This is a genomic window from Aeromonas sp. CD (assembly GCF_033349375.1).
GTDB classification, from domain to species: Bacteria; Pseudomonadota; Gammaproteobacteria; order Enterobacterales; family Aeromonadaceae; genus Aeromonas; species Aeromonas hydrophila.
On record NZ_CP137631.1, the window covers coordinates 2,189,032 to 2,202,292 of the forward strand.

The following is a 13,261-nucleotide window of genomic DNA, read 5'->3' on the forward strand; positions in this document are numbered from 1 at the left end:
GGGCCCAACGTGACAGGGGCATTCAGCCCCTGTCACGCGCGCGGTCAGCCTCCCATCATGCGGGCGGTCTGGATCGCCTCGATCAGCGCGCTCCGGTTGATGCGGGGGCGCTCCTCGTCCAGCAACTGCTGCCAGAGGGCGATGGCCTGGGAGTAGCGGCCGTGCAGGAAGTGATCGGAGGCGAGCAGCATCAGGGCGCTCACCTCGCCCTTGTCCTGCTTGAGCGCGCTATCGAGCAGGCGCTGCGCCTCCGGGGTGAGCTGCTGGCCCGCCTGGTAGTAGAGCACGGTGGCCTGGGCGGCCTGGGTCGCCGCGCTGGCGCCCCCTTCTTGCAGGGCGAGGCGCTGGTAGGCGAGCAGGGCGTTGGCGTACTCGTCCCGATAGAGATAGAGCTGACCGAGCGCCGCCCAGCCGTCGAGATCGGCGGGGTTGGCTTGCAGACGCTGGTGCAGGGCGCCCAGCTCCTTGTCCTGCAGATCCCGCGGACTCAATCCCGCCAGCGGATCGGGGCGCGACTGATAAGACTGCCACGCCTGATAGCGGCCGGTGCCGGCATAAATGCCGGCCATCAGCGCCAGCAGCAGGGCCCCAAGCAGTATCCATGAGCGCAGCCAGGGCTGCGGACGAGCGGTGCGGTCCTTGGCCAGCCGATCGCACAGGGCCTGCTCGGCAGGTGGGGTGGCGTTGGCGAGGCGGGCCAGCTCCAGCTCCCGGTAGAGGCGGCTGTGGGGGGCAAGCCCCGCCTGCTGCTCGGCCATGATCAGCCGGTTCAGCTCGGCTCTGGGGTCGTGGGCGAGCACCCTCTCGGCTCTGTCGCCGATAAGCGGCACCCGCGCCGGTTGCCGGCGATGCAGGCTCCTGCGCAGGCGATTGAGCGCCAGCAACAGCAAGAGGGCTGGCCCCCCCCACAGCAGCGCCGTGCTGCGCTTGAAGGGGGGATCGTAGCGCACGAAATCGCCGAAGCGCTCCGTCATGCGGGCGATCACCTGCTCATCAGACTGTCCCTCGTCCACCCAGCGATAGACCTCGAGCCGCAGATCCAGCGCGATGGGGGAGTTGGACTCCACCAGGTTCTGGTTCTGGCACTGGGGGCAGCGCAGGGCGCGGGCCAGCTCCTGAGCGCGGGTCTGCCGCTCGGGGTGGCGAAACTGATAGGTGTCGACCCCGCTGGCAAGGGCCCCGAGGCTCAAGGCCAGCAAGAGCGGCGCGATCAGGGCGTGGCCGAGACGGCTCATGGCTTGCTCTCCTGCACTTGTCTCTTTACTTCTCTCTCCACTTCTCTTTCCACTTCGGGCTGGCTGGCGGTGTTGCTGCGGGCCTTTGCAAGCAGGGGGGCAAACTGGCGTTGCCAAATCTTGCGGGTGAGCAGGCCGGTATGACGGGTCAGTAGGGTACCGTCGCCGGCGAAGAGATAGGTCTCCGGCGTGCCGTAGACGCCGAGCTCCAGTGCGAGTCGGCCATCGGGGTCCGCCAGCACGGCGCGATAGGGGTTGCCCGCCTCGGTGAGCCAGGCGCGAGCGGCATCCCCCTTGTCCCGATAGTTGAGGCCATAGAGGGGCACGGCGCTGGCCAGCTCACCCAGCAGCGGATGCTCGGCGCGGCAGTTGGGGCACCAGCTGGCCCAGACGTTGAGCACGAAGGGTTCCCCCTTGAGCGCCGCGGTGTGGATGGGAGCGCCACCAAGCAGATCGTCACTCTGCCAGGCAGGCAGGGTGCGCCCGGCGACGGCCTCATCCTGGCTGTAGGGGTTGTTGCCAAGGCCGAGCCAGAGCAGGGTACCGAGCCCCAGAGTGAGCACGAGCGGGACGAACAGGCGCAAACGGGCGTTCATAAGGACTCCTGTTCAAGCCTAGGGTAGGGAGCGGCAGCTGGGGCTGGATGGCTAGCCAGCAGCGGCCGGCGGGCGAGCAGGCGCAGGGCGCCGCCCGTCATCATCAACAGGCCACCGAGCCAGATCCAGCGCACCAGCGGTTTGTAGTGCAGTCGCATGGCGTAGGCGTCTGGCCCCATCTTTTCGCCAAGCACCACGTAGAGATCGCCAAACAGCCCCCACGCGATGCCGGGCTCGTTCATGTTCATGGTGCGCACGCTGTAGTGACGCCGCTCCGGCGTCAGCCGCGCCACCTCTTTATCGTCCTTATGCACGCTAAGCGTGATGCGCTCGGCGGTGTAGTTGGGGCCGATGATGGGCTCGCTCCCCTCATAGCGAAACTCGAAGGCGCCGAGTCGATAGGGCTTGTCGGCGGCGAGTACCGCGCCCCCCTCCTGACTGTGGTGACTCACCTGCGCAATGCCGAGGGCGCACACCGCCACCCCGAGGTGGGCCAGCAGGCTGCCGAACCGATTGAGGGTGAGCTCACGCAGCGATGTCGGTTGCAAGAGCGGGAGCAGCAGGCTGGCCATCAGCCAGAGGCTGAGCACGTTGGCCGCGAGCCCCAGCCAACCGCCTCGCAGCGGCTCGGGATAGGCGAGGCTCAGCAAGGCGCCCCCCAGCAGGCCGAACAGGCATGGGAGCAGCACCTTGATGCGGCGCTGGGTTGCCAGATGCTGCCAGCGCAGGCGCGGCAGCTGGGTCATCAGCGCCATCAGGCAGAGGGCCAGCGGCACGAAGATGGTATTGAAATAGGGGGCGCCCACCGAGAGAGAGCCCAGATGGAGCGACTGGAACACCATGGGGTAGAAGGTGCCGAGCAGCACGCTGGCGCAGGCCACGCTGAGCAGCAGGATGGCGGCGCCGAGCAGCCCCTCTTTTGACAGCAAGCCAAAGCGGGCATAGGGGGCGCGAATGTCCGCCCGCAGGGCAAACAGGGTGAGTGCGCAGGTCAATAACAAGCCGAGCAGCAACAAGAGGGTGAGGCCGCGGCTGGGGTCCACCGCAAAGGCGTGCACCGAGGTGAGCACGCCGGAGCGCACCACGAAAGTGCCGAGCAGGCTCAGTGAAAAGGTAAAGATGGAGAGCAGCAACACGGCGTGGCCGTAAGCGCCGCGCTTCTCGCACACCACCAGGGCGTGCAGCAGGGCGGTGCCAAGCAGCCAGGGCAAGAGGGAGGCATTTTCCACCGGATCCCAGAACCACCAGCCGCCCCAGCCGAGCTCGTAGTAGGCCCACCAGGAGCCCAGCACGATGCCGGCGGTGAGAAACACCCAGGATCCGAGCGCCCAGGGGCGGCTCCAGTGAGCCACGGCGCCATCGAGCCGACCCGAGTGCAGCGCCGCCATGGCGAAGGCGAAGTTGACCGCAAAGCCGACGTAACCGAGATAGAGCAGGGGGGGGTGGATGATGAGGCCGATGTCCTGCAGCATGGGGTTGAGATCGCGCCCCTCCAGCGGCCCCGGGAACTGGCGGTCAAACGGGCTGGAGAAGATCAGGGTATAGAGGCCGAACAGCCCGACGATCAGCCCCATGATGGCCAATACCCGGGTTGTGATCAGCGGATCGACCCGCTTGGAGCAAAGAGCTACCAGCGCGCCCCACAGCCCCAGCGCAAAGACGAAAAAGAGCATGGAGCCCTCGTGGCCGCCCCACACGGCCGCCAGCTTGAAGCCAAGGGGCAGGGCGCTGTTGGCGTGTTGGGCCACATAGACCAGGGTGAAGTCATCCAGGCCAAAACAGCTGGCGAGCAGCAGCAGGGCGGCCCCGAGCAGGAGCGCGACCAGGAGGGCCAGCGGTGTTGCGCAGCCGAGCAGCGGGCGTGAGGCGAGCCGCAGCCCCAGCCAGGGCAGGGTGCCTTGCAGCAGGGCGAGCCCGGTCGCCAGCAACAGTGAGAGATAGCCGAGCTCCGCCAGCACACAACCTCCAGTCAATCATTCGTCTATGTTATGCCGCAGCGTCTGCACCGTACCGGCGCTGGGGGATAACAGCCACATTTCTGGCAACAGCTCATCGCAACAAATAAGCGCCAGTCACCCGAGGGTGGCTGGCGCTGGTGAGCATACCGTTATACGACAGTCATTTGACCGGCATAAAGCACGAAGTAGCGCAGCAGCAGGATCCCCATCAGGGTCAGGCTGCAGACCAGCACCAGGTAGCCGTTTTTGGCCCGCAGCGGTGCGGGGGCCAGCAGGGCCAGCAACTGGGGCAGCAGCATACCGATGCCCACCACCCCGAGCCAGAACACCTGAGCCCAGAAGCCGCTGCCGATGGCGGCCCACATGGCTGCCTCCTTCTGGCCGCCACCGAAGTAGAGGCCGGTAAAGAAGCAGACCAGCAGCAGCACCTCCACCACCAGTACCGGCCGCTCGAAGCGATGTACGAAGCTCACCCCCTGGCTGTGATGGTTCTCCTTGAACAGGGTGACCGCCAGCAAGATGGTGGAGGCAATGCCGGAGCTGACGCCGGAGATAAGGAACAGCACCGGCAGTACCGGGTTGTTCAACAGCGGATAGGTCTTGAGCGCGGAGAGCAGAAAGCCGGTGTAGGCCCCCAAGAGCACGGCAAGCAGCAGCAAGAGCGGCGCCAGCAGCCGCTCAAAGCGTGCCAACAGGGCGATCAGCCCATCCACAAAGGCGAACTTCTCTTGCAGCAGGTGACGGCGCAAGGTCTCGATCTCGGAGCGAAACACCACCGCCAGCCAGGCAAACAGCACAGCCATATAGACCTGAAACAGCATGACCCCCATCGACATCACGGAGTCGAACTGATAGTGGAACATCAGCTTCCAGAAGGTCCAGGGGCGGGCCAGGTGGAAGATGAGGATCAGTAACCCCAGCACCACGCTCACCGGCGCCAGAATGGCGGTCGCCTTGATGATGCCGCTCTCGCTGCCGGCCCCCTTGCGGCGCAGCAGCACCGAGAGGGTGGTGGCCCCGGCGGAGATGCCGAGCAGGAACAGATAGATGGCGATGGGCCAGTCCCATACCAGCGAGGAGAAGTGAAATGCGTCATGCAACATGATCCATTCCTCCTTCTGTTACTACGGTAGATGGCGATCGGACAAATCCCCACACGAGGGAAGGGAAGTGAAACGCCTCTTGCATGGTCATGACTTTATCTCCCCTTTGGGCACACGGTACATCTTGGGCGAGGTGCCGAGTGCCTGCTTGTAGCGATAGGTGGTCTCCTTCACCAGCCGTTTGGCGATGGGGCTGTCCGGGTCATCCAGATTGCCGAATACCAGCGCCTTGGTGGGGCAGGATTCCACGCACGCCGGCTCTTTGCCCGCCGCCAGATTGGTCTTGCGGCAAAAGTCGCACTTGTCGGCAACCTTGGTCACAGGGTTGATAAAGCGCACCTGATAGGGGCAGGCGGCCAGACAGTACATGCAGCCGACGCAGAGATCCGGGTTGACGTCGACGATGCCATCTTCTTTGCGGATATGGGAGGCACCGGTCGGGCAGACGTGCACGCAGGGGGCGTTGTCGCAGTGCTGGCAGGACTTGCGAAAGAAGTGGTACTCGGCATCGGGGAAGGTGCCGATGGGGCCGGAGCGGATGATCTCGAGGCGCGAGACCCCCTCTGGCACCTGATTCACCTCCCGGCAGGCATCCATGCAGGCGGTACAGCCGATGCAGGCCGTCTCGTCGTGGATCATGCCGTAGCGGACCCCGTCGATGGTCTGGCTGTGGGCGAGGGTGGTGGCAAGGGAGCGGGGAGCAGCCCCCGTCATCATGATGAGGGCCCCCGCGCTCATCCCCGCCATGAAGTGACGGCGAGAGCAGCTCATTGTGCCTCCTTGCCCGAGGTGGTGTTCGCCTTGGCCGCCTTGACGGCCTCATGCTGCTTGCTGTGGCAGTCGACGCAGAGCTTGATGCGGGACTTCTCCGGAATAGCCACCATGGGCTCCTTGGCCGGGTGCAGCTGGTGGCAGCTGGTGCAGGTGAGCTTGGTGGCGTGCACGTCGTGGGCCCAGAGCGCCTCGCGCAGCGGTTTGGGTTCGTGACAGCTCATACAGACCCCGTTCTGCTCGGCGATGGGGTAGCTCTCGGTACTCTGTTTGTCCTTGAAGCTGTCGCTAAAGCGCATCACATCCTTGACCCCTTCCCTGTGTTTGGGGGAGGGCTGACCATGGCAGTTGGTGCAGGTGACCGGCGCCAGGTTGTTGGGGTTGGTCGCCTGGCCGTGCTTGCCGTGCATGCCGTATGCCTGCTCCTTGTGGCAGTCGGTACAGGCGGCATCGGGATTGCGCAAAAATTCCACCTCATGTGTGGCAGAGACAGGTGTGGCGGGGAGGGCCGCAGGCGCGCCGGCCGCATCGGCGGCCTGGCCCTGCAGGCTGGTCAGCAGCATGGCTGCCATCAGCATCAGTCGTAAGAAATCCATCGTTAAATCACCCATAGGAAGCCTCCATCCGGCTGCGGGCCCGACACTGCGGGCCCGCATGCCTCGTCATTGTGCGAGCCGTCCGGCCGCTTTGGCCTCGGCATCCCAGGCGGGGACTGTGGTCTTGAGGAACTGGGCCTTGTCGCTGTTCATCTGCTTCATGTCCATGCCAAGAGCGGCCTGGGCCTTCTCCTTGCTGGAGATGTCAGGAATGGCGATCTCGTGGCTGATCCCCTTGGCAGCCAGCAGACGTGCCAGCTTGGTGCGGGCATCGGCGGCCTTGTCCAGAGCGGTTCCCAGCATGCGCAGCGCCACTTCCGGGGCGTGCATCTGCACCCCGTGGGAGGCGATGGAGAAGTCCCAGCGCCATTGGGCGTGACGGATGTCCTGCAGAATGTCCTTCATTTCGGCCTCGGTGGCGCCGGCATCCCAGGCGGCCTTGGCTTCAAAGTGGGCGTGCACCAGTTGCTTCTCGACTTTGAGCTTGATCTCGGTGACGGCATCCTTGCGCTGCTTGACCACCCCTTGCAGCATCTCCTTGCTCTGGGTGTGGCAGTTGCGGCAGGTCTGGTCGAAGCGATCGAAGGGGTTGCCTACCTTGTGATCGGTGTAGACCTTGCCTTGCTCGTTCTGCACCTTGGGCATGTGGCAGTCGACGCAGGCGACGTTGTTCTGGCCGTGAATGCCGGCGCGCCAGGTCTCGTACTCGGGATGCTGGGCTTTGAGCATGGGGGTCTTGGAGAGGGCATGGGTCCAGTCAGCAAAGCCTATTTCATCGTAATACTGCTCCATCTGCTCAACTGTGGTGCCCTTGTCCCAGGGGAATTTCACCGCCTTGGTCGGGCCGCTGAAGTAGTACTCCACGTGGCACTGGCCGCACACCTGGGACTGCTGATCGAAGCGCCCCTGCTCCTTGAACGGCTTGCCGATGGCGGTCATGGCCCGGTCAGCATAGGGGCGGGAGAGGTGCAGGGCGGGTTTGCCCTCCTTGAACTCTTTCGAGGCGGTGTCGTGGCAGTCGGCGCAGCCGATGGTGTTGACGATCTCGGGGCCGCCTTTTGCCCACATCCCCTTGAAGTAGCCATCCTCACCCTTCTCGTCGATGACGCGGGCCACGTCCGGGCCTTTGCAGCTCCAGCAGGCCATGGGCAGCGGACCGTCTTCGGCGGTCTTGGGGGCGCCGGTACGCAGGGTTTCCCGCACGTCGGTCAGGGCATAGAAGTGGCCGCGCGGCTTGTTGTAATCCTTGGAGAAGGGGTAGCCGGCCCAGAGCACCACCATCTGCGGATCGTCCGCCAGGGCGTCGGTGCGTTCCTTGCTCTCGCTGGTGCCTTTCCAGCTGGTGAACTGATCGGCGTGATCCTTGGCGAACAGCTCGCTGCGCGCCTCGATCTTGCCCTTGGGTTGTGCCTCGTCGGCCGCCTGTGTCCAGCCGCTGGTGCCAAGGCAGGTGGTAAGCAGCAGGGCGGCGAGGCCCAGCCTGGTCTGTCTGTTGTGTGAACTCACGATCATCACTCCCAAATCGATCTCATTGCCAAGCCTGACCGTTCCATCCTGGATGTGGGCATCAGCCCCCGCACTAGGCAGGAGCAGGCAGGCCGATTAATTGTTATTAGTGAATAAAACCCATGTATTTATGCGATTGCTCGAGCTGGATATTACCAAATGGGTAAAATGAATGATGATTTATCGGGAGCGGGATTGCGCTAGATCAATTGTCGGAGCAGGCAACGAGCGGAAATGAGATCCCGGTTAAATTATGAGGAAACTCAACTTATTGCATCATTGTTAACGCTGTGCACCACACACCGTGGCGGCCATGGCCCGCCAGCCCGCGTCCCACAAGGAAATGTACGTCAAATGGCGCGAGCTGTATTCATTTAGGGATAGAAAATTTTCTGTGAATAGATATGCATTATTAAATTCAGGGAAGGGAGCCATGATGATCCCCTGATTGCCGGATTCAATCAGAGGACTGTCCATGGATACCATGGTCTATTCGAACGATACTCCAGTAAAAAGAGCCGGCAATTGCCGGCTCTTTTTCTATCTGGTGCTTGCTTCTCGGCCCCTTTGCCAGGGCGATCTGGCCCGATATTGCAAGGGGATTACGCCAGGGCCCGGGCCAGCAGGTGGATGGGGTGTTCACAAGGGAACGGCGTGCTCATCTCGATCTGCCATTTGCAGGTTTCGCAGTCGGTGATGACCAGATCGGGCTTGAGCCGGTTTATCTGATCAAACAGCCCTTCGCCGATGGCCTGACTGGTCTGGTAGTTCTCCGACTTGAAGCCGTAGGTGCCGGCGATGCCGCAGCACTGAGAGTCCAGCACTGTCACCTTGACACCGGGGATGGCGCGCAGCAGCTCGAGGGTATAGATGACGCCGCCCATCTTCTCCATGTGGCAGGGGGTGTGGTAGGCGATGTGCAGATTGAGCGGCTTCATCGCCGGCTTGTTGCCTTTGTAGAACTCGTTCCACAGGAAGCGGGTCACCAGCGAGATGCGATCGCGCACCTTGTGGTTGTCCTGCTCCAGCAGGTGGGGATATTCGTCGCGCAGGGTGAAGCCGCAGGTGGAGGAGGTGGCCAGCAGCGGTATCTCATTGCCAAGCAGGGTGTTCTCCAGCTGTTTGATGTTGAAGGCCGCCTGCTGCTTGGCCTTGTCCATGAAGCCGTTGGCAATCAGCGGCACGCCGCAGCACTTCTCCCGCTCCAGCAGCTGGACGCCGATGTTCATGGCGTTGAGCACCTGCACCAGCTCCTTGCCGAGCTGCGGGTGGTTGTAGTTGACGTAGCAGCCGTGGAAGTAGGCTATCTGGCGCTCGAAGCGGGCCTGACTCGCTTTCTGTTTCTTGTACCAGCCGCGGAAGGTGCCCTGGGAGTATTTGGGCAGGTCGCGGTGGGAGGAGACCCCCAGCGCCTTGTCCAGCACCAGCTTCATCGGCTTGAGGCCGGTGGTGAAGTTGACCACCGGGGCCATCAGGGTGGACATGCTGCCCATCAGATCGGTGTGGGAGAGCACAAACTCGCGGATCCCCGGCTTGAAGCCGCTGTACTGGTGCTTGGCCTTGGCGATGATGTCGCCGATGCGCACCCCGCTCGGGCAGGCCACTTCGCAGCGCTTGCAGTTGGTGCAGTACTTGAGGGCGCTGTCAAAGAGCTCGGGGCTCTTGATGCGCAGCCGCTCCCCATCCGGGCCCGCCTGCTTGGGGCCGGGGTAGGCCGGGTTGGCCTTGGCCACCGGGCAGTAAGCGGTACAGACGGTGCATTTGATGCACTGATCGAAAGTTTGGTTGGCATGATCCAGTAACATGTCAGTTCTCCTCCCGTTGGGTGTGAAGGCACGGGATATGGGACAAAATCATCATTGGGCTGAACTCAAAATATGACCGGCAGCCTGCCAGCCGGTGGCGACGGCAACACCTGACCCTGACCCTTCCTTGATGGGGTCATAATGGGCCAATACACTGCCAGCCCCATAGAGGTTGACCAGAGGTTTACCGCCGCGCAGTACCCGTAGCTTGTCGTCGGTCTTGACGCCGAAGCCCATGAAGGGGTGGTGATCGAACAGGCGACGACCGGCCCAGGCGTCCCGCTCGGGCAGGCTCAGCACATCGGCGTTGAAGATAGGCTCGCGAATGCCGCGCAGGCGGGACTCCAGCCCGCGGCTGAAGAAGCTGCCGGAGGCGAGCACGAAGTGGTCCGCCTCGAACAGCTGATCGTCGCCATTCTGGCTGTGCACACCGATCACCCGATCGCCCTCGTAACGGGCGCCCAACACCCGCTCGCTGGTGAGGAAGGTGCCGCCAAGAGCCATGAAGCGGCGCTTGAGCGCCTCCTGCATCCGCATGCCGATCAGTGACGGCGGCATGGTGGCCACCTCCTTGATGATGCAGCCGGTGCGCTGCTCCAGCTCCGCCAGGCGCGGGCCGACCAGCCCCAGCGACAGGCAGGCGGGCAGCACCAGGTGGTGGCAGCGCGGCTCACCGCTCTCTTGCACCAGGCGGCTGATCTCGCGGGCCAGATCCGTCAGCAGGTCACGCTGGCCATTGCCCTGCTTGTCGAACAGGCGGGCGATGTCGGCGGAGCGAAACTCGTGGGGATTGCGGCTGAACTCGGCCAGCTGGGGCAGGCGGAGCTCCCCGGTCAGGATGCGGCAGTGGGCGAAGCGCGTGTGGGTCGCCAGGTTGGCGGCCGCGAGCTCGGGATGAAAGTCGCGAAATCCCTCCAGGGTGGCCAGCAGGATGGCGTCGGGGGCCGGTGCATCGGTCACGCAGGCGCAGGTGTCGGGGGAGAGCCAGGTGGCTTTGAGGGTGCCGATGGGGGTCAGCCGCTGGTGGTTGCGCTCCTGGCGAAACAGCGGCAATCCCTGCGCGGCGCAGTGGCGCTGTAGATCATCGAGGCTCGCCGCGATATGGGTCAGCCCCACCTTGTTGTAGGGATGCTCGGGGTTGGCGGCCATGAAGGCGGGCAGGGCGGCGCGGGGATCCCCTTCGCTCTCCAGCAGATCGACCGAGCCGGAGGAGAAGTGCAGGGCGCTCTGGCCGGAGGCCATCAGCAGGGTCTTCTGGCCGGCCTCGGCCAGACGCAGGGCCGCCGAGAGGCCCGCCATGCCGCCGCCGATAACGATGCTGTCAAATTTCATGGCTGCGCTCCTTGGTGGGGGTTGCGGTGCTGGCGTCGAGCGGGAAGGGCGGCTCGGCCACCAGGTGGGGGGCCGTCCACTCGCCAAGGCCGAACAGCCCCTCGTAGATCCAGTAGGTAAATTCGGCTTCGCGCAGGGCATCGCCCCACAGCACCGGCCGGGTGCCCTTGTAGCGCTCCTCCAGGAACTGGCGCAGCATGACGCAGGCCTGACGGCCGTCGGCCTTGCCATACTCCTGCATCAGGCCGGCGGCGCGATAGGCGCACAGCTCCCCCTGACAGGGGCCCATGCCCAGACGGGTGCGGCGGCGCAGATCCACCAGGTTGTCCACATCCAGCTCGCGCAGGGCGTATTCGATTTCACCTGCGGTGACCATCTCGCACTCGCAGATGAGGGCGTTGGCCTTGGGATTGTCGCGGAAAAAGGCGATGACCCGCTCGCCGTGGCGGTACTGGGCCGAGCCTTCGGCTGGCACCGAGAGGCCGGGGGCGGAGACCTTCTCCGGATCCCGTGAGCCGGGCAGGCTCAGTTCGGCGGTGCGGCAGGGCTTGCTGTTGCCAAGCTTCTTGGCCAGCAGATCGGTAGCCCATTCAGCCATCAGCCGGTAGGTCATCAGCTTGCCGCCGGTGATGGTGTTGAACCCCTTGAGACCATCACGTTCGGCGTGATCCAGCAGCACTATGCCGCGGCTGATGTTGCGGCCCGACTCGTCGCCATCCACCGCCACCAGCGGGCGCACGCCGGCGTAGGCGCGCAGCAGACGGGTGCGGGCCATGATGGGGGCGAGCTTGATCCCCTCGCGCAGCAGCACCTCCACCTCTTCAGGCTCGACGGTGAGCTGGTCAATCTTGTGGTAATCGATGCGACTCGACGTGGTGCCGATGAGGGAGATGGTATCGCCCGGCACCAGGATGTCCGCGTCCGCCGGTTTGCGGGCGCGGTTGAGCACCAGCTGGTTGATGCGGTAATCCATGATGAGCAGGGAACCCTTGGCCGGGAACATGCGGATGCCGAGATCGGCGTATTCGCAGATCTGCTGGCCCCAGATGCCGGCGGCGTTGATCACCTCCTGGCACTCCACCTCGAACGCTTCGCCGGTGCGGGTGTTGATGGCCTTGACCCCGTGCACCCGATCCTGGGTGCGCAAAAGCCCCAGCACCTTGCTGTGGGTGAAGATACGGGCGCCGTGCTCCTTGGCATCCAGCACGTTGGCGGCGGCCAGGCGGAACGGATCGACCGTGCCGTCCGGCACCTGGATGGCGCCGATCAGTGCCGGGTTGACGTTGGGTTCGAGGCGCAGCGCATCGGCGGGATCCAGCTGGCGGGCGTCGATGCCCGCCAGGGCGCAGGCGTCCATGAAGGTATTTTGAAAATTGATGTCATCTTCCGGCAGGGTGATGAAGAGGCCGCCGGTGTCCTCGACGCAGTGGCTGGCGATCCGCTTGAGGATGCGGTTCTCCTGAATGCACTCGCGGGCGGACTCCTGATCCGTCACCGCGTAGCGGGCGCCGGAGTGGAGCAGACCGTGGTTGCGACCCGTGGTACCGGCGGCGATATCGTCCCGCTCAAGCAGGATGCAGTCGATGCCGCGCAGTGCGCAATCGCGCATGATGCCGGCTCCGGTGGCGCCACCCCCTATGATGACGACTTGTGTGGTTATTCTTTTCATTCTTGCCCGTCTCATCTCTTCCAGATGGTGCCAGTGTGGCCTGTCTCTGGGCGAAAATGTTTGATATGGGCCAAGTTAATGTTCGCAAACGCTCAAGTTGAGGGGTGTTAATGAGCAAATCGTGATTGTTGTCACACTCCAGCAACAGCAGAGGGGGCCGCTGGGCCCCCTCTGTCGACACGAGTCGCGGCGCTCAGCCGCAGCACTTCTTGAACTTCTTGCCGCTGCCGCAGGGGCAGGGGTCATTGCGCCCCACTCGCAGCGGTGCCGGATCCAGCTCGCCGTCGGTGTAGACCCAGCGCCCCTGATGGCGTACGAAGCGGGAGCGCTCATGCAGGCAGTGGCGCGCTTCACCTTCCATGAACCAGGCCTTGAACTCCACCATGCCGAGGGTGTCATCGGGGCCGCCCTGGCTGGCGATGATCTCGAGCCCGTCCCATTGGGTGTCGGTCTGGGAGAGCGGCTCCGCAGTCAGATCCCCTAGATAGTCAGGGTGCCAGCTGTGCACCAGGTACTCCCCCAATCCCAGCACGAAGGCGCTGTAGCGTGAGCGCATCAGTTGCTCCGGGGTCTGGGCGGCGGCGCCCCGATGCAGTGATCCACAGCACAATTCGAGAGAAAGAGTTGAACCGCAAGGACATTTGTTCATGTGTCTGGCCATCAGCGTCGATAGATATGGAGGGCGGGGAT

11 protein-coding genes are annotated in these 13,261 nt (G+C 64.0%); all 11 read right to left on the bottom strand.

The features are described from left to right. Positions 1–44: 44 nt before the first annotated feature. The 11 genes from nrfF to R2E40_RS10345 all read right to left on the bottom strand — a co-directional run bounded on the left by nrfF (position 45) and on the right by R2E40_RS10345 (position 13,232). On the bottom strand, positions 45–1,235 hold the full coding sequence (gene nrfF / locus R2E40_RS10295; protein ID WP_318165407.1) for a heme lyase NrfEFG subunit NrfF: 1,191 nt from the start codon (positions 1,233–1,235) through the stop codon (positions 45–47). Continuing rightward, positions 1,232–1,831 (bottom strand): DsbE family thiol:disulfide interchange protein, encoded by a 600-nt coding sequence (locus R2E40_RS10300; RefSeq protein WP_318165408.1) that lies wholly within the window; start codon positions 1,829–1,831, stop codon positions 1,232–1,234. The genes nrfF and R2E40_RS10300 overlap by 4 nt, the downstream gene beginning before the upstream one ends. Continuing rightward, positions 1,828–3,789 (bottom strand): heme lyase NrfEFG subunit NrfE, encoded by a 1,962-nt coding sequence (nrfE, locus tag R2E40_RS10305; protein ID WP_318165409.1) that lies wholly within the window; start codon positions 3,787–3,789, stop codon positions 1,828–1,830. The genes R2E40_RS10300 and nrfE overlap by 4 nt, the downstream gene beginning before the upstream one ends. 149 nt (positions 3,790–3,938) lie before the next feature. Further along, on the bottom strand, positions 3,939–4,892 hold the full coding sequence (gene nrfD, locus R2E40_RS10310; RefSeq protein WP_318165410.1) for a cytochrome c nitrite reductase subunit NrfD: 954 nt from the start codon (positions 4,890–4,892) through the stop codon (positions 3,939–3,941). Between the two features lie 87 nt (positions 4,893–4,979). Next, positions 4,980–5,663 (bottom strand): cytochrome c nitrite reductase Fe-S protein, encoded by a 684-nt coding sequence (gene nrfC, locus R2E40_RS10315; protein ID WP_318165411.1) that lies wholly within the window; start codon positions 5,661–5,663, stop codon positions 4,980–4,982. Continuing rightward, positions 5,660–6,274, bottom strand: coding sequence for a cytochrome c nitrite reductase pentaheme subunit (nrfB, locus tag R2E40_RS10320; protein WP_139707263.1), 615 nt, complete (start codon positions 6,272–6,274; stop codon positions 5,660–5,662). The genes nrfC and nrfB overlap by 4 nt, the downstream gene beginning before the upstream one ends. A 51-nt stretch (positions 6,275–6,325) precedes the next feature. Beyond that, complete coding sequence (nrfA, locus tag R2E40_RS10325) at positions 6,326–7,771, bottom strand: ammonia-forming nitrite reductase cytochrome c552 subunit (protein WP_318165412.1); 1,446 nt, start codon at positions 7,769–7,771, stop codon at positions 6,326–6,328. Between the two features lie 596 nt (positions 7,772–8,367). Then, positions 8,368–9,570 carry an anaerobic glycerol-3-phosphate dehydrogenase subunit GlpC gene (gene glpC, locus R2E40_RS10330; protein WP_318165413.1) on the bottom strand — a complete coding sequence of 401 codons (1,203 nt, stop codon included), beginning with the start codon at positions 9,568–9,570 and terminating at the stop codon, positions 8,368–8,370. A gap of 51 nt (positions 9,571–9,621) precedes the next feature. Beyond that, on the bottom strand, positions 9,622–10,902 hold the full coding sequence (gene glpB / locus R2E40_RS10335) for a glycerol-3-phosphate dehydrogenase subunit GlpB (protein ID WP_318165414.1): 1,281 nt from the start codon (positions 10,900–10,902) through the stop codon (positions 9,622–9,624). Beyond that, the gene (glpA, locus tag R2E40_RS10340) at positions 10,892–12,571 is read right to left on the bottom strand and encodes an anaerobic glycerol-3-phosphate dehydrogenase subunit A (RefSeq protein WP_043165128.1); all 1,680 of its coding nucleotides are present in this window, start codon (positions 12,569–12,571) and stop codon (positions 10,892–10,894) included. Before glpA ends, glpB begins: the two co-directional genes overlap by 11 nt. 193 nt (positions 12,572–12,764) lie before the next feature. Then, the gene (locus R2E40_RS10345) at positions 12,765–13,232 is read right to left on the bottom strand and encodes a YchJ family protein (protein WP_318165415.1); all 468 of its coding nucleotides are present in this window, start codon (positions 13,230–13,232) and stop codon (positions 12,765–12,767) included. Between the last annotated feature and the right edge of the window lie 29 nt (positions 13,233–13,261).